This window comes from Rhizobium sp. 22-785-1, from assembly GCF_053521965.1.
Genome location: NZ_JBNWDI010000001.1, coordinates 222038 through 242464 on the forward strand (window position 1 = coordinate 222038; position 20427 = coordinate 242464).

The window sequence follows — 20427 nt, forward strand, 5'->3', positions numbered from 1 at the left end:
ACAGTTTTCTGCCACCTTCGAAGCAAAAGCGGGTGTGTGGGGTTTCAATACCGCTTGCTCCTGCCTACCATCCTCGAAAACCAGGCCGAAGGCAGGCGTAAATATTGAAAAGCGAACCTCACCGAAGAGGTGACAAGCGGGGAACCCATGGCGAGCGCAGAAATCTTCATCAACTCCCTGACGACCATGCTCGTCACGCTCGATCCGCCCGGCCTTGCCCCCGTGTTCCTGGCGCTGACCATGGGGATGACAAGGGCGCAGCGCGCCCAGGTAGCTTTGCGCGGATCGCTGATCGGCTTCGGCATTCTCGCCATGTTCGCTCTTTTCGGCGCTTCTATCCTGGAACTGCTTGGCATTTCGCTTGGAGCATTCCGGATTTCGGGCGGTCTTTTGCTGTTTTGGATTTCCTTCGAGATGATTTTCGAGAAGCGGCAGGAGCGAAAGGAGAAGACCTCCGAGGTCGCAGTCACCCAGGACCACATTCAGAATATTGCAGTTTTCCCATTGGCATTGCCATTGATCGCAGGCCCCGGCGCGATTTCTGCCACCGTGCTCATATCGGGCACCATGGCGACCAGTTTGGAGAAAGCTCTTTTTATCCTGCTGTTGGCGTTCAGCATGGTGATCGTTTTTGCAGCGCTTTTGGCGGCCGACAGGCTCGACAGATTTTTGGGCAATACCGGCCGTGCCATTTTGACCCGCTTGCTGGGCGTTCTACTCGCCGCGCTCTCCGTTCAGTTCGTGGTAGACGGCGTAAAATCTGTCATGAATGGCTGATCTTGAGCATCATATATCCAAGACACACCACGTATTTCTGGGTAGAAGCCGCCTCTGGAAACCTTCACGTGAAATGAGCATGAAGAAACTGCTGCGACTTGTTATTCCTGAAGCAACGCCCGTTAGCTACAGAGAACGGTTTCGTGCGGCGTTTGGTGCATGGATCGGCATTCTGCTGACCGGCTTGCTCGGCTATCTCGCCATCGGTAATGGATTTTCCCTACCGGCCTTGGTCGCACCTATGGGGGCGTCTGCTGTTTTGCTATTTGCGGTCCCTTCAAGCCCCCTGGCGCAGCCCTGGTCGATACTCGGTGGCAATACGCTAGCTGCGCTGATCGGCGTTACGACAGCCATCCTCGTGCCGCAACCGTTTCTGGCGGCAGCTCTCGCCATCTCCATCGCGATCGGCGCCATGATAAGCCTCCGTTGCCTTCATCCGCCAAGTGGAGCGGTGGCGCTGACAGCCGTTCTGGGGGGATCGGCCATACATGATCTCGGCTACGGATTCGTGCTCTGGCCAGTGCTCGGCAACTCCGTAGCGCTTCTCACACTCGCTATCATCTACAACAATTTGACGGGACGTCCCTACCCGCATTCGATCCGGCCGCAACCGGCAAGCCATGGCACCAGGGATCCGGCGCCCATAGACCGGATCGGCTTTTCATCAACCGATCTGGATGATGTCCTGAAGGAATATGACGAGGTGCTGGACATTGACCGCGACGATCTGGAAACGATCTTGCGTCGCACGGAACTCCGATCATACCGTCGGCGTGCAACCCACCTCGATTGCGCCAGCATCATGTCCCGCGATGTCGTTGCTGTCGCGCCAGACGATTCCCTTAAGAATGCCCATGCAGTGATGCGAGACCATCACGTGAAGGCCTTGCCTGTCACCAACGACGCGGCAGAAGTGGTAGGGATCGTCACACAGACGGACTTCCTCGATAAGGCTCATTGGACTAATGGTCGTCCACACATCGGTTTTTTTCAGCGGCTGCGACTGATTGCGACCGGCAATCCCGCACCCAACGACACGGTGAAGGACATCATGACCTCACCGGTTAAAACGGTATCGCCGAGCACTGCAATCGAAGACGCGATCATCATGTTCGCTGAACAGGGATTGCACTATCTGCCAGTCGTGGACAGCAACGGAAAGCTTGCAGGCATCATCTCGCAGTCGGATGTGCTTGTTGGCATGCTGGCCGACAAGGCTGCGTCGACATCCTAGACCGCAAGCTCTTCTGAAATGGCATCAACTGTTGGTGCCGGACCGGCGGCACGGCCAGTTCCAGTCGCGCGTCTCGCCAATATCCATGTGGACCGATTCTGTGTGACAATAGGTGCCGACACCACCTCGTCCGGGCACGGAACGCAGATATTCCGCGAGATCCCATTTGGAGACACCTTTGATCTGAATGTCGACGGCTTCGCAGGTGTAATGCTTCGAACCATGCGTTGCACCTTTTGGTGGACGATACCCCGAGGTGATGATTGCACGCTTGCCGTAATGCGTTTCGAGTTGTTTGATGCGATGGACCAGTTCCGGCTTGAGGCATCCGACATCCACCTGGTTCGTCTGCAAAACGAGGCCGTTGGGCGCGACGCGCGTCATTCCAGACATAGATGCAAGCTTCATCAGACCCGTTGGTTTGTCGTCCTCATCGGCATGGCTTTCGTCATAGGAGGGTGGCGTGACCTTGCCTGTCGGGTCAATGCCGTTGCGCTTCTTTGGCACACCGGCAAACAATGCTGCCGCCATAGGTATGTTGTTTTGCGGAACATAGGGGTTCGGTTGTGCCGGCGACGACGTGCTGTTTGCAAGTGCATTGTCGTTTGAGACGCCGGAAGACGTGTCAGGTGTGTTTGAGGAATGTTCCTGAGCCGGTTTGGGCTGTGGCTGCTCGACGGGGGCGTGGGGCGAAGTGGGAGAGTACACGCTTTTAAGGGCGGGAATGATTCTGCCCGTCGGCGCGTAGGCAGGAACGCTGTCCATTTCCGATGGCGCAGCACCGGCAGCGCCATTGGAGAAAATGCTTTGGGAGCCGGCAGCTATTCCAGTGGGCTGCATGGCATAGCCGCTTTTGGGCGCGCCAGCAGCATTATCGCTTGCCTGGCCTTGCTGGGCCGGAATGCCTTGTGTGTTCTGCGCCGACGATCGGGCAGAAGCTGCCGATACCATTCTTGGATCGACATAACCGGGCTGCGCCGCCTGCCCGACTGCCGCCGTGGCACTCTGCGGCATCGTTCCAGATGCGTGCTTCTCGGACGCCAAGGCAGCAGGATCCAGAACAGCCGCGGCATCCTGGCCGTCGGATTTGGCCGAAACGCAACCGGACAGCATCAAAACAGACAGGGCGATAGCCGCCCCGCCGCGCGATAGTCCTCGTGGCCCCTGCCCCGTCTGCGTCTTCAAAAGGAAAAACCTCCGCGTCTTGCGCGTCACTGCGCCTAGAGCTGCATCGCCAGGTTGGCGGGCGCCAACTCTCAAGCGTGTTGTGCTCACGGATCAGTCAAGGCAAAGAGCGGAGGATATGCCGTCAGCCTTTAGACGTTACCAGGAGCCTGTGTTCTCCATAGATATCCACGGTTCGGCTGGTGCCAGGCTTGCGCCTTTCTGCAAGATCTCGATGGAGATGCCATCAGGAGACCGGACGAAGGCCATGTGCCCGTCGCGCGGTGGACGATTAATGGTGACACCGGCGGTCTGAAGCTTGGCGCAGATCTCATAGACATCGTCCACTTCATAGGCCAGATGACCGAAATTGCGTCCGCCCGTATAGTCTTCCGTGTCCCAGTTATAGGTCAATTCAAGGCATGGCGCCTTATTCTCAGTCGCAGCCTTCACATCGTCACGCGCCGCCAGAAAGACCAGGGTGAAACGTCCCTTTTCGTTCTCGATGCGACGGATTTCCTGCAAGCCGAAAATGTCGACATAGAACGCAAGCGATTCCTTCAGGTCTTTGACGCGGACCATAGTGTGCAGATAACGCATGGAATATTCCTTTCATATGTAGCACTTGGCTTCCGACCGAGACCATAAATGTTTTCGCTCCAGACGGAAACGTTTTAGACGAACACGGTCAGCCTTGGGTAAGGCCTGGGACATAAAAACCAGCTAGGAAACTGAAAACTGCACTTGCGTACAACCGTTACTGCAATGTTAATCTCTTGGTAGGGAATCAGTTGACCGGTAGTGGTGCGTATTGAGGGGCTGGGCAATAATGGCTGATAGAATATCGTCGAAGACCGTCGCCGATTTCGAAGAGTTTTCTGGCGATGCCGTTGACCTGATCGAGATCACTGGCGTGATCAAATGGTTCGACGTGGCAAAGGGTTTCGGGTTCATCGTGCCGGACAACGGCATGCAGGACGTTCTCCTCCACGTTTCGTGCCTGCGTCGCGATGGTTACCAGACCATTCTTGAGGGTACACGCATTGTCGCACTGATTCAGCGTCGCGACCGTGGCTATCAGGCGTTCCGCATCCTCTCCATGGATCAGTCTACAGCCGTTCACCCGTCTCAGATGCCGCCGGTGCGCACGCACGTGCAGGTAACGCCTTCGAGTGGCCTGGAGCGCGCTATTGTCAAATGGTTCAACCGGACGAAGGGCTTCGGTTTCCTGACGCGTGGTGAAGGGACGGAAGACATTTTCATTCACATGGAAACGTTGCGTCGTTTCGGCCTCGCCGAGTTGCGGCCCGGTCAAGTCGTTCTCGTACGATACGGTGATGGCGACAAGGGGCTCATGGCTGCGGAAGTTCATCCGGACAATCCAGCCAGAATCGGAATGGCGCACTGATGAGCAGGTTTGCGATCCGCACCATTGCAAGCGCCTGCACGGCGCTTCTCTTTTTTGTAGCGTCAGGCTCTGTCACTATGGCGCAGGAAACCTTCCCGAGCGAGAAGCTTGAGATTGTCAGCGCGTCAGGCGTAACACACGTCTTCACCGTAGAGCTGGCAAACACGGATGCGCAGCGTCAACAAGGGCTCATGTATCGCAAGTCGATGGCCCAGGATCGCGGTATGCTCTTCGACTTTACCATGGACCGTGACGTGATGATGTGGATGAAGAACACCTTCATCCCGCTCGATATGCTGTTCATTTCCAAGGCCGGGAAGATCACTCACATTCACCCTAACGCTGTGCCACATTCCGAAGACATCATCAGCTCTAACGGGCCTGTACGTTATGTATTGGAGTTGAACGGAGGAGCCGCGAAGAAGCTCGCGATATCTGTCGGTGATGCAGTGAAGAGTGAGCACGTCAACAAGCGCTGATACTTGCCGCGGGAGATGTCCGGCGATTTCGCGATATCGACGTGCAAATGAGTATCAGGGGGTTGAGAATGATCATATCCGAACGATCATTACGCACGGTATCAAGTTTCGCTCTCTGACCTTCGCTTGGAATAGGACGTTTACAATTCCTGTTGGGTAGCGGGGTCGACACACGAACAAAATGCGCTCGGGTAGCGTAGTGTCGGGTCAAGCCGGGCGCAGGAGGCCCGGCCTTTGAAAGTCAGTAAACTGGCTCGACGTGGCTCAGGATACGGCAATTTGAAATGGACGATGCCAGACTAATGGCAGCTTCGATGGCCTCGACGGAATCAGCAGTCCCCTGCAGATAGATGACGTCGTTCTCGGCAGTGGCCGAAATGTTGGACTTTTCAAGCCCCGACTCGAAGGCAAGCGCAGAAGTGATAGCTTGGCAAACACCGGCCATACGATCGCCGAAAAAGCTTTCCTGAATTCCAGACAGATTGAACATAATCGGGCCTCCTTCATTTAGAGCAGTGATAACGCACCACGCGTTCTTTTGTTCATCTCCGGTTCATGTGTTTGTTCATTTTCCATTCATCTTGCAAAAAAGAAACCCCCGACCCGTTCACTTTTTTCGTGAACGGGAACTTCAGCGTGATCTGAGAGGTTCGCTTGCGCGAGGAAAAAAGGAGGATGAGATGCTTATTCATAAATCAGAACCTTGCCATCACGCGCAGTGGTGCAAGCCTGTCGCAGTTCATTTGCCCATGTGTCCTGCTGTTGAAATCTACAGCCCGCTCACAGCGCTCGAGATATTGACCTATCGCTGGCCCAGCGAACACGGCCCCGAATACGAGATAGCAAAAAAACGATGTCTTGATGCGGTAGCCGGTCGCTGCGATCTCGAGGCCGCGCGAGAGGCTTTCATGGTTGCAAGCAGTCGCGCACATGTCTTGACCGTTCATTAGAATCGGTCATGCAGAAGCATGATCTGATCGAGAAAAGATACGCTAACCCATAAGTTTAGCACTGAGGCACGTGCGGTAGAGTAATCGAGTCATTCGATAGATAAATTAAGCGCGCCCAAGGCTGACTGGAATAGTATGAGAGCTGTAAATACGTTCTATTTACAGCCCCATCTTTGCTGATTTACAAATATTCACATCAAAATAGACTATATCCCAATGTATAGTAGGCCAGCGGCTAGTAGGACCACCGGGACTATCACGCCGACAACAACTTTCTGGCCACTGACCAAGAAAGCAAGAAAGCCGATAACGGCAGCTGCGATACGCAGTTCAACCGGAGAGTGCGCCAACGTGCCGGTAGGAAAGACAATGAGCTTAGCTGTTACAGCCATGACGAGCGCGGTGGCCACAGCCCTCACCCAGTGCAGAGCTTCGGAGTCCTCCTTAAGCTTGTTGCCTGCGATGACGCCCAGCCACCGCCAGATATCCGTGGCGATCCAGCCAGCGATAGCAATGAATGCGTACGGTACCCACCAGGCATCTGTCACGGCTCGCCCTCCGTGGAAGCGGGCTCGATTCGACGGCGTAACCAGAATCGGTCGATGAGATAAGCGAGCGTTCCACCACCGAGACCGGCGTAGAGAATGTCGAACTCCGGCTCGATGACGGCAAAGAGTGGACCGCCTATAACACCGACGACGAAGGCAACCTTGACGACGGAATGCCGTGCGGATGCCCATATCGATGAAATAAAATAGACTGGCGTCAGGAAGAAAAGCACGCCGGCCACAAGCGGCGGAAAGGCTGCGACAACCCCATAACAGATGCCGACAATGGCCGCATTGATGGCTGTGAGCGTGATTCCGAAACCCGCAAACCAAGCTACACGCGCTTCACGAGGAACCCTTGTCAGATTTTGGGTTGCATAGACCCAGGCCGTTATGGCGACAAAGTGGGAAAGAAAAAGCAGCAGCCACGTCGGAGTTCTAGCCGTGCGCATCTCCGGCACGATCGAAGCGACCATTGGCATCATTCGGATCGACGACAATGTCACCGCAAGGAAACAGGCGGCCAATCCAGCACCACTGACCATGGAGCCTATGAGGATCATCTTGGCAGGTAACGCCCATATAGTGAGCGTCATAAAAACCGCCTCCCCCCGCGGCACACCAGATTCAAGCGCAAATGCGCTGAAGCCTACGAAGGACGTCATAAGAATAAGAGCGGGAAGCGAGAATATTCCCTTCATACCCCTGGCGAACCAGAGGAAAAGAGAATCCGTGTCACTATATGCAGACATCAGTCATTCCGGAATCGATCAACACTGGCGCCTGGTTCATTCAGGCTGGCCTGCGTCTTTTGTATCACCTGAGGAATGTCTACCACGCTTTTCTTTTGTTGCGTGTCTTAAATCGCGAAGACGATACGTTGCGAACATCGTCCTAAAACTCGCGAAAAAGAAAGCGGCGGAAACTGGCTCCGCCGCTCGTCAACCGGTCTATCTACGGATGAGATAGAGCAGTTATTTTTTCTTAGGCACCTTTGGGACGGCGTTGCCCTTGCGTCTTAGCTCGGATTCGCCCTCCTTTTTGCCCGCATCCACAACTAACGCATCCGCGGTCTCTTCGACCTTGGCTGCCTTGGTCTTGGACTTGCCGGGAGACTTTGCAGCTTTCAGCTCAGCCTCGGGTTTCGGCTTCACTGGTGCAGTCTCCGGCAACACGTTGAGCTTTAGGCCGTCCTTGCCATCGTCCTTCTTGTCCAAGCTGACACTGACCACGCCGCCCTTCTTCAGTTTTCCGAAGAGGATCTCATTCGCCAGAGGCTTCTTGATATGCTCTTGGATGACGCGGCCAAGTGGACGCGCCCCCATCTTTTCGTCATAGCCTTTCTCGGCCAGCCATGCGACAGCGTCATCATGGAGGTCAAAGGTGACGTTGCGTTCCGACAACTGCGTTTCAAGCTGCATAACGAACTTCTGAACCACCTTGTGGATGACCGCGGTGGGCAGTGGCGAGAAGGGAATGATCGCATCCAGACGGTTGCGGAATTCCGGCGTGAACAAGCGGTTCAATGCCTCTTCGTCTTCACCAGACCGCTTGGACGAACCAAAGCCGATCGCAGACTTGGCCATTTCAGAGGCGCCAGCATTGGTCGTCATGATAAGAATGACATTGCGGAAGTCGATCTTCTTGCCGTTGTGATCCGTGAGTGAACCGTGATCCATGACCTGCAACAAAATGTTGTAGATATCCGGATGGGCTTTCTCGATTTCGTCCAGCAGCACGACGGAGTGCGGATGCTGATCGACACCGTCGGTCAACAGGCCGCCCTGGTCGAAGCCGACATAGCCGGGAGGAGCCCCAAGAAGGCGCGAAACCGTATGACGCTCCATATATTCCGACATGTCGAAGCGTAGCATTTCCACACCGAGCGACGACGCAAGCTGCTTGGCAACCTCTGTCTTGCCGACGCCGGTAGGGCCGGAAAAGACGTAGGAGCCGATTGGCTTGTTCGGCTCGCGAAGACCTGCACGCGCCAGCTTGATGGCGGTGGAAAGCGCTTCGATTGCCGTATCCTGGCCGTAAACCACCGAGCGCAGTTCCTGCTCAAGATTGGCAAGAACCATCTCGTCATCCTTCGAAACCGTCTTCGGCGGAATACGAGCCATTGTCGCGATGGTGACCTCGATTTCCTTCTCGGTGATCAGCTTGCGGCGCTTCGATGCCGGAAGCAGCATCTGTGCCGCGCCGGTTTCATCAATGACGTCGATCGCCTTGTCCGGAAGCTTGCGGTCAGAGATATAGCGGGCCGAGAGCTCCACCGCTGCCTTGATCGCTTCGTTGGTATAGCGAAGATGGTGATATTCCTCGAAGTAGGGTTTCAGACCCTTCATGATTTCGATTGCATCATCGATCGACGGCTCATTGACGTCTATTTTCTGGAATCGACGCACAAGTGCGCGATCCTTTTCGAAGAACTGTCTGTATTCCTTGTAAGTCGTCGAACCGATGCAGCGGATCGCGCCGGAGGACAAGGCAGGCTTCAGGAGGTTGGACGCATCCATCGCGCCGCCGGAAGTCGCACCTGCACCGATCACGGTGTGGATTTCATCAATGAACAGTACGGCACCAGGAAATTCCTCGAGTTCCTTCACGACTTGCTTCAAACGCTCTTCGAAATCACCGCGGTAGCGCGTACCGGCCAGCAGCGTTCCCATGTCGAGCGAAAAGATCGTGTCGTTGATCAACGCTTCCGGCACCTTGCCTTCGACGATGCGCTTGGCCAGTCCTTCGGCAATCGCAGTTTTGCCGACGCCTGGATCGCCGACATAGAGCGGGTTGTTCTTGGAGCGGCGGCAAAGTACCTGGATGGTACGGTTGACCTCGTCGTGGCGACCGATCAGCGGATCGATGCGTCCGTTTCTGGCCTTGTCGTTGAGGTTGACGCAATAGGCCTTCAGAGCATCCTGCTGCTTTTTTGCGCCTGATGCATCGTCTTCCGGACCGCTGCGCGCAGCCTTAGGTTCATTATCGCCTTCATCGGCACCGCGCGGGGTACGGGTCTGCGAAGAGCCTGGACGCTTGCCGATGCCGTGGGAAATATAGTTCACTGCGTCGTAACGCGTCATTTCCTGTTCCTGAAGGAAATAAGCGGCGTGGCTCTCGCGCTCGGCGAAGATTGCGACAAGCACATTTGCGCCAGTCACCTCTTCGCGTCCAGAAGACTGCACGTGAATGACTGCACGCTGGATAACGCGCTGGAAGCCGGATGTCGGCTTGGAATCTTCGTCATATCCCGTCACGAGATTGGAAAGTTCGTTATCGACATAGTCGATCACGGTCTTGCGAAGCGTATCTAGATCGACATTGCAGGCACCCATGACAGCGGCTGCGTCGACGTCATCGAGCAGCGCAAGCAATAGATGCTCAAGCGTCGCATATTCGTGGTGACGCTCATTGGCAAAGGTCAGTGCCTGGTGCAGCGCCTTCTCGAGACTTGGGGAAAAAGTTGGCACGTTGCGATCCTCATTTCTTTTCCATGACGCACTGTAGCGGATGCTGGTGCTGTCGGGCGAAATCCATGACCTGGCTTACTTTTGTCTCTGCGACCTCATAAGTAAAGACACCGCATTCGCCGACACCATGCTGATGGACATGCAACATGATACGGGTGGCAGCATCCCTGTCCTTCTGGAAGAAGCGCTCCAGAATATGAATGACGAACTCCATCGGAGTGTAGTCGTCGTTCAAAAGAAGAACACGGTACAAATTCGGTCGTTTCGTCTTAGGCTTGGTGCGGGTGATAACAGACGTGCCGCGGTTCGTTCCGCCGTCCTCCCCTTCGCTGTCGCCTTGCATGTAGATCGAGTTAACGATCATTTTTCATTATTCTCCAAAATCAAACCCGCAAGCGATGAAGGGTGCGAGCAAGAATTTCGCCTCTTCTTATTTAGGTTTCAGTTAGTCGATTTTAAGCCCCTCGCGCTGCACTGCAATCACTAATCCGTTTGCATCCTGGAAAAATGGGAAGACGGCGAAGGAGCAAGCCTCAAAGCTGAGCCAAACGCCCATCTTTCACGCTACCGGATCGAAATTGTGCGAAAGTTGCGTGAACCTTCAAACCCCAAGATGAAAAGCTCTTCTGTGGAGGCGTCGTCCAGCAGCGAGATCGAACAGTGCCTTAACTGTCGCTATCCAGCATTTCACGGACGGAGACAGCAAGCTGCTTGAGCGAGAAAGGCTTTGGCAGGAAGCCGAACTTTGCATCGGCTGGAAGGTTCTTGGCAAAGGCATCTTCGGCGTAACCGGACACGAAGATGAATTTGAGGTCAGGGTAGGATTTGCGCAGCTCTCGCAGTAACGAAGGACCGTCCATTTCAGGCATGACGACGTCGGAAACGACGATATCGACCTTGCCCTCCAACTCATCCATCACGTCCAGCGCTTCTGTACCGGAACCGGCCTCATAGACCGTATAACCGCGCGTCTCCAGCATTCGTTTGCCGCCGCGGCGCACAGCTTCCTCGTCCTCCACAAGCAGCACCACCGCCGACTTGCCAGTAAGGTCGAGCGGTTCGTCCTTGGCTTCTGGCTTTGCGACGACAGCCTCGGCGGTTCGCTGAGTTTCCGCACCGTCGGATGCCGGTAAGGCCTGCACCGGCTCGACGATATGGCGCGGTAGCAGAATACGGAAAGCGGTGCCCTTACCGACCTCGGACTCCGGATAGATGTAACCGCCGGATTGCTTGACGATACCGTAAACCATCGAGAGGCCAAGGCCGGTGCCCTTGCCTACTTCCTTCGTGGTAAAGAAGGGCTCGAAAATCTTGTCCATGATCTCGGGTGGGATACCAGTTCCGGTATCGGCAACTTCGACCATGACCATGTCCTCAGCCGGAAGTTCGGTCTTGCCGAAAGCTGCAACGTCTGAAGCCAGCAGATTGCGTGTCGTCACCTTGATTTTGCCGCCATCAGGCATGGCATCACGCGCATTGACGCAAAGATTGATCATGACCTGCTCGAACTGCGACAAGTCTGTCTTGACCGGCCAGAGATCCCGCCCGTAATCCACTTCGAGCTTGACGTTCGTGCCGGAAATCAACCGGTCGACCAGCATGCGCAGGTCACCGATGACGTCGGTCAGGTTGAGGACAGCAGGGCGCATCGTCTGCTTGCGTGAAAAGGCCAGCAACTGTCGCACAAGCACCGCCGCACGATTGGCATTGCGCTTGATTTCCATCAGATCCGCAAAACTTGCATCCGCTGGCCGAGCCTGAAGCAACAGATGGTCGGACGACAGCAGAATGGCGGTCAGGACGTTGTTGAAATCATGGGCGATGCCGCCAGCAAGCGTGCCGACCGCATTCATCTTTTGCGTCTGCGCCATCTGGGTTTCAAGAGCCTTCTGCTCCGTCACCTCAATAGCGTAGACGATCGCGACCTCTTCAGGAGCCTCGTCGTCCTGATCGATCACCGCGTTGACGTAAAAGCGGAAATGACGGGTTTCATCCTTTGGATGGCGGGAATCGAATGGCGGAATATCCCCCTGCCGATCCTTCGCAGCCGTCATCGCCTGCGCAAGCTTGGCCTTCTCATTGTCGTGCAGAACCGTTTCCAGTGGAACGGCATTGTCTATGTCATCGCGACCAACGACGCCGGAGAACAGCTTCAGGAACGGCGCATTGGTCCGCAGGATACGTCCTTCGCCATCGATGGACGCAATCGCCATCGGCGTGTTATTGAAAAATCGGGTGAAGCGCATTGCCGACGACGATTCTGCGCTATCGTGCCCCTTGGGTCGCATCAGAACCAGGGTCCGGCTTTCACCCGGCGCGCCGTCACGCGCGGCGGTCACCTGATGAACGAGCCGTGCCGGCATGCTTTGCCCATTGACACGGCGCATATCGAGATCGAGCATTTCGGTGCGCTTGCTACCCACTTGCGGCTGCACCGATTCAATGAGAGCCATTCCCTCGCCTGCCACGATATCGGATACATTCAACGAGCCTGGGGAGAACTGCGCCAGATCGATCCCGAGCCATTCGGAGAGCGTGGCGTTGAGGTAGACAATTTCCCCTTTTCGGCCCGCAGAAAAGAAACCGGCTGGTGCATGGTCGAGATAATCGATGGCGTTCTGCAACTCGCGGAAGAAGCGCTCCTGATCTTCGCGCTCAGCGGTGATGTCAGCAATCTGGAAAACATGCAGGTCCTGACCGCTTGCATCTTTAAGCAGACGCGCCTTAAGCCGGAACCAGCGGGCCCCTGGCTGGGCAATGCCCGACTGGCTGAGAGGCTTAAGCAGACGGAACTCTTCATATCCGTCGCGTCCTTCGCGCAAACCATTGATCAGGCGATAGAGAGCTTCCGTCGATTCCATATCCCGCGAAAGCAACTGCTCAAGGCTTTGTATCTCGGTTGCTCGCGACGCGCCGGTCATTTGGCAATAAGTTGCGTTGGCATAGACCAGCCGCCCCTTGGTATCGGTGATCAGCGTTCCCTCGGGATGAGATGAAAGAAAGCGCCGCGCCATTCCATCGGATTGCGACTGCGGCATGACCTCAATAAAGCCGATGGCGGAGGACACCAGAAAAAAGATACCGAGCATGGCGAGAACGCCAAGAATGCCAAGCACGATCTCGTTCTCAAGAGAGTCCTTGAAGTAAACGAAGGCAATAGCCGCAGCCACGAGAACAAGTGCCAGAAGCAGAATGCGAAGCACAGTGGCCGATCGCCCGCGCCTGTCCACCAAGGGAAAGTCATTATCAGTGGTTTGACGCACCTTGGTCATTGAGGTTTTACCCTTGCAGTTCTGCTGGCCTTCCCGACATGCCGGAAAAGTCACATCGAACGGAATCGCTTCTACATTGCTTGTAGCAATTTGCATAAATATCAAAAAGCTCCGTCAATCGATAAGCATCGCCCATGCACAACAATAGGCATCACGTACCGATGGGCGCGCACAGCCGAGCGTCTTCACTGGACTGATTTCGTCAAACATGCAGCAAATTCGTGGAAGAACAGGATAAATTCTTGTAGGCGGCGAAAAAAAATCGTCTTTTCCCGTCACGATATGTGAACAAATGTAATGCGGGTACATTTCCGCTGCAGAAAATGGCTGAAGGGACCAGCACCATTATGGAAGACTTCATTGGCGCGTATGGCAATCGATTGATCATTGCAGTGGTTGGCGTTGGCACGGCATTGCTGCTTCTAGCAATCGTTCTTTGGTTCATCCGACGCAGAAGCGGCTCTGCACCCTTTATCCGGGGCGGCAGAAATCGTCAGCCGCGTCTACAGGTGCTGGACGCGACCGCCGTTGATGCGCGCAGACGTCTTGTCCTTGTGCGACGTGACAATGTCGAGCATCTCGTCATGATCGGTGGTCCGACCGATATAGTGATCGAAAGCGGCATTGGTGCCATACCGTTCATGAAGGATGTGCGCGACCCGCAAGAGGACGCTCTCATCACACGCGACGCCGACCGCCAGCGTAGCATTGCGCAGGCGCCGCAAGACGATATCCGGCCCGCAGCCGCACATATGGCATCTGAAGTGAAGACCCCGGCTGCGGAAGAACGAAAGAAGCCAGCGGCGAGCGCCGCACCAGCGAAGCCAGCGCCTTCCCCATCGCCTGCGCCCGCTGTGGCAGCGACAAGACCAACCAATCCTCCTCCGCCGGTGACAGCACAGCCCATCCCCCGAAAGCCTGAACCAGTGCCAGTGATCCACCCGGTTTCGAACGCGGGAGCCTCAGCACCGTCGCCTCACCGGCCCCAGCCGGTCGCGCCACCAGCACCCAAGGCGCTGGCACGAGAGCCGGTAGCCCCCACCACTTCCGCAGCACCACCCATTCTTGCTGCTGCGGTGATGCAGCAAAGTGAAGACCCCAAGCCAGCTGCGACAGCGACCTCGGCACTGTCCGGCGGCCCGGAAGCACCTGTCGTTTCACCAGCACCCAGCGTCTCCACCTTCGGCTCCCCAGTCGCATCCACCAGCCATGGAACGAACTTCGCAGAGCCTAGATGGGCAGTGGAGCGCCTGTCGGACGAAAAGCCCGAGCCAGTTGAACACAATGAGGCAGCTGTCACAGAAGAAAATGCGGTCGATTTCCTCGACGCATCACGTAATCGCGTTCTTCCAGCTTATCAGGCTGCACCACCTGTTACCGCCGCATCCGCAGTTCCTGTGACACCGGTCGTCGTAAAGCAAGAACCTCTGGCGCCAAGCGATAATGGTCGAGTTTTCGGCGATCAGTTGACCAGCGATTTCGAAAACTTTCTTGAGGCGGAAATCGCCAAGAACAACATCACGTCAGCTAATTTTTCGCCGTCTCCCACGGTCGAACCGACAATAAACCCGGATACCACTACACCCGATCCGCAGCCTGAACCGAAATTCTCGGAAGACTCTGCCGCTGCTGAGCGGGATGTTCAAAAGGAAATGTCCCGTATCTTCGGTGAGATGTCGGTCACGCGTGATCGATAACCAGCGGTAACGCTGACGCCAGAGTGACAGCGACAGGTTGAAAGCTTCAATTGTCTCTCTGGTGTTTAGACTTTTAAGACGGTCGCAGCAGCTTCGTCGCTACAATTTCGCGGACCAGTTAAGGGCAGCACCTTACCGAAGCCCGGCGCACAGCCGGCGCCTATCCTCACTTGTCATCTGTGGATGCTAGGAAAATTCTATTTGGTGGCAGCCACGAAGTACCGCCTAACGAGCCATTGGGCAAAACGTAACCTATATTTCAACATCAGTACGACCAGCGCCTGATTGCTTACCTTATAGCGCCGGGGGCAACGTCCCCTCCATAGGATACTCACGACGACCGCGCCCACCCTACCATCAAGCGGGTGCGAGTTTGCCCTCACGCTTGTCCTTCCTGCGCCGTAGCTTGTCTAGCAGAAGGTAGATGACGGGAGTGGTGTATAGCGTCAGCACCTGGCTGACCATCAAGCCGCCAACGATGGCATAGCCGAGCGGCTGGCGTAGTTCGGCGCCAGAACCGTGGCCAAGAGCAAGCGGTATTCCACCAAGCAATGCGGCCATGGTAGTCATCAGGATCGGTCTGAAACGCATCTGGGCGGCTTTGACGATTGCCTCCTCGCTCGACAATCCCTCCTCCCGCTCTGCCTGGATGGCAAAATCGACGAGCATGATACCATTCTTCTTGACGATACCTATCAACAGAATGACCCCAATCATTGCGACGAGCCCAAAGTCGAAGCCGGCCACTTGCAACGCAAGAAGTGCGCCGAGTCCGGCCGATGGCAAGGTCGACAGGATCGTCAGCGGATGGATAAGGCTTTCGTAGAGAACGCCGAGAATGATGTAGACGACGACGAGCGATGCCAGGATGAGCAGAGGGATGGTTCCAAGCGAGTCCTTGAAAGCCTTCGCGCTGCCGGAAAACGATGTCTGCAGCGACCCCGGAGGATGCATGTTGGACACGGCATTTTCGATGACGGCAGTGGCGTTCCCCAGAGCGACATTGGGCGCCAGGTTGAACGAGATGGTCACAGCCGGCGATTGGCCCTGATGCGCGATCGATACCGGCGAGGTGCCATCCGTCGTCCACTTCGCCACGACCGAAAGCGGGACAAGCGTTCCGTTGCTTGCTCTGACCGAGAGACGGTCAAGCGTGGCGATGTCTCGCTGCAGATCCGGCAACACCTCAAGAATGACACGGAACGTATCGGTCTGACTGGAGAAGGAGGCGACCTGGCGCTGACCAAAGGCGTCGTAAAGCGTCTCATCGATGGTGGAAGGAAGGACGCCGTAGAGCGTTGCCGCCGCGCGATCGATCTTGATCGTCAGATTGGGCGCTTCAGCTTGCTGATCGCTCCCGACATCGCGCAGCTCCGGCAGCCCGGAAAGCTTGCTGGTGATCTGATCCGACCAGTCGCTCAGTTCTTCGATATCTGCGTCCTGAAGCGTGAACTGATATTGGGTTTTAGCGGGACGCGCGCCGATATTGATGTCCTGCGCCGACTGCATGAAGAGCTTAATACCCTGCTGCGCATTCAGTGCCGTACCCAATCGGTCGATCACCTGTTTGGCGCTGACATCGCGTTCCTCCAAAGGCTTCAGCGTGATGTTGACATGGCCCTGATTCAGCGCGTTGCCTCCGTTGCCGCCACCAATATCCATGAAGACGCTATAGACGGCGGGATCTTTCATAATGATCTCGCTGACGCGTTCCTGAAGCTTCGCCATCTCAGTGAAGGATATGTCTGGGGACGCCTGCGAGAGACCGGCAATGAAGCCCGTATCCTGCTCCGGGAAAAAGCCTTTGGGTGCCACGACGAACAGGTAACCGGTCGCAGCAATGGTGGCCAGGAAAACGAAGAGTGTCAAAAATCGATGTCGAATGACGGGTTTCAGGCTGCGGATATAGAGCGCCGTCAATCCATCGAAGAATGCCTCTCCCGCCAGATAAAAACGGCCACGCTGATCCTTCTCGATGGGCCGGATGAACTTCGATGCCAGCATCGGCGTCAACGTCAAGGAGACAATGGCGGAAATGACAATTGCGACCGTCAGCGTTACGGCAAATTCCCGAAACAGGCGCCCGATGATGCCACCCATCAACAGGATCGGGATCAGGACAGCGATCAGGGAGAGACTAATGGAAACGATCGTAAAACCGATCTCCCGCGTACCTTGAAGCGCTGCCAGCTTCGGCTCGACACCATCCTCAATGTGGCGGGTGATGTTCTCCAACATGACGATAGCATCGTCGACAACGAAGCCGACGGCGACCACCAGTGCCATGAGCGACAGATTGTCCAGACTGAAGCCCAAGAGCCACATGGGTGCGAGCGACCCGGCAAGTGCAATCGGGAGTGTCACGACCGGGATGAGTGTCGCACGCAGATTTCGCAAGAAAAGGAAGATGACGACGACAACGAGACCGATGGTCAGCATCAGCGTGAACTGAATATCTGTGACGGATGCTCTGATCGTCGTTGTGCGGTCAGTGACGAGCTCCAGCTTTACCGAGCGCGGCAACGAAGCCTGAAGTGCGGGTAGCTGCTCCTTTACCGCATTGACGACCGCGATCACATTGGCGCCTGGCTGACGAAAAACGTCGAGCGCAATCCCGCGCTCTCCATTCGTCCAGTGCGCCATCTTGCTATCTTCCGCTCCGTCTGTCGCCTGCCCGATATCGCGGATTCGTACGGGCCCGCCATTACGATAAGCAATGACGGCGTCGTTCCACTCAGCACTGCTGGAAATCTGGTCGTTTGTGTAGATCGGAAAGCTGCGGGTCGGATCGTCGATGTTGCCCTTCGGCGCGCTGAGACTGAGATTGCCGATAGCGGTGCGCACATCTTCCATCGTCACGTCGGCCTGGGCGAGACGACCAGGATCGACAGCGATGCGAATAGCTGGCTTCTGCTTCCCGCCGATATTGACGAAGGCGACTCCTGAGACTTGCCCGATTTTCGAAGCGACATTGCGTTCAATGTATTCGTCGAGTTGCGGCAGGGTCAGCGTGTCGGAGGTGGCCGAAAGCTGCATAATCGGCGCATCGGCAGGGTTTGCCTTATGCACCGTGGGAAGCGAGGTCATATCCTTCGGAAGTTGACCCGCCGCTTCACTGATCGCTGTCTGTACGTCGCTTGCTGCGGTCTCGATATTCTTGTCCAGATCAAACTGCACCGTAATCGACGTCGTTCCGAGCGAACTGTTAGACGTCATCTCGGTGATGCCGCTGACGCGTGAGAGCGCCTGTTCGATCGGTTGCGCAACACTGGATGCCATAGTCTCCGGCGACGCACCGGGAAGACTGGCACCGATCTGGATGGTCGGAAAATCGATTTGGGGAAGAGCTGAAACCGGCATGAACGGATAGCAGATCGCGCCGACGAGAAAGATCCCGGTCATGAGCAGCCCGGTCGCCACCGGATGCAGGATGAAAAAATCGAAGAAACTGGATGTGCGGTTCTGTTCCTGATCGTTCTTCATCATCAGTTCGCCTTCTCGGCGAGTTCGCCGGTCGGCGATCCGGTCCAGGGGGTGGCGCTGACAGCCGCACCATTCCCGATCCGAGACTGGCCGTCCATGACGACCTCTTCGTCCTCTTTGATGCCGTCTGTGACCAGCGCTCTCGCGCCGGTGACGAAGGCCGTCTTCACGTTCCGCTTTTCCACCTTGTTGTCTTTGGAGACGACATAGGCGTAAAGCCCGTCGCGCCCTCTCGCCAAAGCCTTGTCGGGAACGACCACGCCGTTTCTGTGCTCGACCGTCAGTACCGTGGCGACCGGAAGCCCTGGCCAAAGAGCGCCGTTGCCATTGTCGAAGATCGCCTTGAGATGGATGGAGCCATTCGAGGCATCGACGGAGTTGTCCATTGTCGTTAATTGGCCCTTCGACAGGACGCGGCTTCCATCAGTGGTGATCAAGGTGACTGCCGCGATATTTTCGCTCAAAGCCTGACGGATCTCACCGAACCTGTCGCCGGGCGCGACGAAGGACACAGCAATCGGGTCCATTTGTGTGATCGTCACGATGCCGTCTGTTGAGCTTGCGCTGACCACGCTCCCGACGTCTACTTGCTTGAAACCAGTGCGGCCCGAAATGGGAGCGATCACGGTGGCAAAACCAAGCTGGGTCTCGGCACTCTTGATCATCGCATCGTCATACTGAACAGCCGCTGCATATTGCTGGCTCAGCGCATTCTTCTGTTCAAGCGTCGAGGCGGACGCAACCCCTTTCTCTGCCAGCGATGCATAACGCTGTGCTTCGGTTTTTGCGCTGTTATACTGTGCTTCGTCCTGCGCCTTCTTTGCCTGGGCAGAAGTGAGAGCTGATGAAAGCTCGCGATCGTCAAGCGTTAGCAAGACGCTGCCTTTTTCCACCATCTGTCCTTCGGAGAAACGAATGCCAGTCACCTGCCCGTCGATCCGCGATCTGACGGTCACGCTCTGCAATGGGTCCACTGTACCGATACCGTTGATGACCTTATCGATCTCTTCGACCTTGGCCTTGTAAACCGTGACGGGAACGGGAGGCGCATCCTGCGCGCATGCAACATTGGACAACGCCAGCGCTGCACCTCCAAGACAGAGTGCGGGAAGCGAATAAATGCGAAGGACTTGAGTGAGCATGCCGATGATCTCGCGCGCTGGCGTTCAAATTCAGCAGTAAACTCGGATCACGAATTTTTGTTCTGACGTGATGTTAACATTAGGAACTACTTTTTAGGGAGCGTCACCGCCAATACGAGTAGACCGTGCGTCCTAATTCAAGAGTTTGACGCCATAGGGCGTATCTATTTCGGCCATGTAGCGAAATTGTTCTCCCTCCATCACTGCCGGAGGATCGACGACATCGAGGTCCGCGTAAAGTTTCCGAACCCGGCTCATCTTGGGGTGCTCGATCTGGAAGCTCTTCAGCCGGAAGCCGAGATCCGGCATCGATGATGCGGGATTGCCTTTCACGCCCCAATCCATCACCGAAGGCGCGACACCACCGAGGGGCAAAGATCCATCATCGGCCACCGCAAACAGCCACTCACGATCTCCACGTGACACCTGCTCCTGGCGTCCCAGCAGATCGCCATGCATTGCGAGTACGCCCGTAAAGTCGCTGGTCCGCGCCACCCATGCGCGTAGCCGCCGCCCCTCGTCCCATGCGGCTTGGACCGCTGCCGCATCATCGAGCCCGAACCAGCGTAGTCGCGTCGGTGGCTCTGCCTCCGGATCGACGGCAATCACTTCCAGAAAAACATCCTCGCCGAGGCGCAGTAGAAGATTATGCGTGCCCATTTGCGGGTGCTTGCCACCTTTGGGCATTTCAACACCGAGCCTCTCGCGTATGTAATCGGCGCCGAGTTCCAGTGACGGAGCAATAATAGCCAAATGATCCAGCTTCAACATTCGCGCCAGTCCTCTTCATAAAAGCAAAAGAC

Annotated in this window: 17 protein-coding genes; 6 read left to right on the plus strand and 11 right to left on the minus strand. The window is 56.0% G+C overall.

The annotated features are described in order from the left end of the window. The first annotated feature begins 147 nt into the window (after window positions 1-147). Both ACQZ5M_RS01075 and ACQZ5M_RS01080 read left to right on the plus strand, forming a co-directional pair. Window positions 148-777, plus strand: coding sequence for a MarC family protein (locus tag ACQZ5M_RS01075; protein WP_296036501.1), 630 nt, complete (start codon window positions 148-150; stop codon window positions 775-777). Between the two features lie 79 nt (window positions 778-856). Then, on the plus strand, window positions 857-2011 hold the full coding sequence (locus ACQZ5M_RS01080) for an HPP family protein (RefSeq protein WP_449078913.1): 1155 nt from the start codon (window positions 857-859) through the stop codon (window positions 2009-2011). A 24-nt stretch (window positions 2012-2035) separates the two neighbouring features. On the opposite strand, the gene ACQZ5M_RS01085 is transcribed toward ACQZ5M_RS01080, so the two are convergent. Then, the gene (locus tag ACQZ5M_RS01085) at window positions 2036-3196 is read right to left on the minus strand and encodes a D-Ala-D-Ala carboxypeptidase family metallohydrolase (RefSeq protein ID WP_296014287.1); all 1161 of its coding nucleotides are present in this window, start codon (window positions 3194-3196) and stop codon (window positions 2036-2038) included. 138 nt (window positions 3197-3334) lie between these two features. Next, window positions 3335-3775 carry a lactoylglutathione lyase gene (gene gloA, locus ACQZ5M_RS01090; protein ID WP_296014285.1) on the minus strand — a complete coding sequence of 147 codons (441 nt, stop codon included), beginning with the start codon at window positions 3773-3775 and terminating at the stop codon, window positions 3335-3337. 229 nt (window positions 3776-4004) lie between these two features. Between gloA and ACQZ5M_RS01095 the strand changes: the two genes are divergently transcribed. Continuing rightward, window positions 4005-4583, plus strand: coding sequence for a cold-shock protein (locus ACQZ5M_RS01095; protein ID WP_296014284.1), 579 nt, complete (start codon window positions 4005-4007; stop codon window positions 4581-4583). Next, entirely contained in the window at window positions 4583-5062 is a 480-nt protein-coding gene (locus ACQZ5M_RS01100) for a DUF192 domain-containing protein (protein ID WP_449078914.1), read from the plus strand. Before ACQZ5M_RS01095 ends, ACQZ5M_RS01100 begins: the two co-directional genes overlap by 1 nt. A 241-nt stretch (window positions 5063-5303) precedes the next feature. Here ACQZ5M_RS01100 and ACQZ5M_RS01105 read toward each other — a convergent pair whose 3' ends face one another. Then, entirely contained in the window at window positions 5304-5552 is a 249-nt protein-coding gene (locus tag ACQZ5M_RS01105) for a BON domain-containing protein (RefSeq protein WP_296014282.1), read from the minus strand. A gap of 190 nt (window positions 5553-5742) precedes the next feature. On the opposite strand from ACQZ5M_RS01105, the gene ACQZ5M_RS01110 reads away from it, so the two are divergent. After that, window positions 5743-6012 (plus strand): DUF982 domain-containing protein, encoded by a 270-nt coding sequence (locus tag ACQZ5M_RS01110; protein WP_296080656.1) that lies wholly within the window; start codon window positions 5743-5745, stop codon window positions 6010-6012. Between the two features lie 206 nt (window positions 6013-6218). On the opposite strand, the gene ACQZ5M_RS01115 is transcribed toward ACQZ5M_RS01110, so the two are convergent. From ACQZ5M_RS01115 to cckA, 5 genes are all read right to left on the minus strand, one after another. Continuing rightward, window positions 6219-6560, minus strand: a complete 342-nt coding sequence (locus ACQZ5M_RS01115; RefSeq protein WP_296014280.1) for an AzlD domain-containing protein — start codon at window positions 6558-6560, stop codon at window positions 6219-6221. Then, window positions 6557-7315 (minus strand): AzlC family ABC transporter permease, encoded by a 759-nt coding sequence (locus ACQZ5M_RS01120; protein WP_449079178.1) that lies wholly within the window; start codon window positions 7313-7315, stop codon window positions 6557-6559. Before ACQZ5M_RS01120 ends, ACQZ5M_RS01115 begins: the two co-directional genes overlap by 4 nt. Before the next feature lie 219 nt (window positions 7316-7534). Beyond that, the gene (gene clpA, locus ACQZ5M_RS01125; RefSeq protein WP_449078915.1) at window positions 7535-10030 is read right to left on the minus strand and encodes an ATP-dependent Clp protease ATP-binding subunit ClpA; all 2496 of its coding nucleotides are present in this window, start codon (window positions 10028-10030) and stop codon (window positions 7535-7537) included. Between the two features lie 10 nt (window positions 10031-10040). Continuing rightward, window positions 10041-10394, minus strand: coding sequence for an ATP-dependent Clp protease adapter ClpS (gene clpS / locus ACQZ5M_RS01130; protein WP_296014276.1), 354 nt, complete (start codon window positions 10392-10394; stop codon window positions 10041-10043). Window positions 10395-10695: 301 nt separating this feature from the next. After that, window positions 10696-13302: a cell cycle histidine kinase CckA gene (gene cckA / locus ACQZ5M_RS01135; RefSeq protein ID WP_449078916.1), complete on the minus strand. Its 2607-nt coding sequence runs from the start codon at window positions 13300-13302 to the stop codon at window positions 10696-10698. A 347-nt stretch (window positions 13303-13649) separates the two neighbouring features. On the opposite strand from cckA, the gene ACQZ5M_RS01140 reads away from it, so the two are divergent. Further along, a complete protein-coding gene (locus tag ACQZ5M_RS01140; protein WP_449078917.1) occupies window positions 13650-14999 on the plus strand; it encodes a flagellar biosynthetic protein FliO in 1350 nt (449 codons plus the stop codon). Window positions 15000-15356: 357 nt separating this feature from the next. Here ACQZ5M_RS01140 and ACQZ5M_RS01145 read toward each other — a convergent pair whose 3' ends face one another. The 3 genes from ACQZ5M_RS01145 to ACQZ5M_RS01155 form a co-directional block, all read right to left on the minus strand. Next, window positions 15357-18485, minus strand: coding sequence for an efflux RND transporter permease subunit (locus ACQZ5M_RS01145; protein ID WP_296073857.1), 3129 nt, complete (start codon window positions 18483-18485; stop codon window positions 15357-15359). After that, the gene (locus ACQZ5M_RS01150) at window positions 18485-19624 is read right to left on the minus strand and encodes an efflux RND transporter periplasmic adaptor subunit (RefSeq protein WP_449078918.1); all 1140 of its coding nucleotides are present in this window, start codon (window positions 19622-19624) and stop codon (window positions 18485-18487) included. Before ACQZ5M_RS01150 ends, ACQZ5M_RS01145 begins: the two co-directional genes overlap by 1 nt. 132 nt (window positions 19625-19756) lie before the next feature. Beyond that, the gene (locus ACQZ5M_RS01155; RefSeq protein ID WP_449078919.1) at window positions 19757-20395 is read right to left on the minus strand and encodes a VOC family protein; all 639 of its coding nucleotides are present in this window, start codon (window positions 20393-20395) and stop codon (window positions 19757-19759) included. Window positions 20396-20427 lie beyond the last annotated feature (32 nt).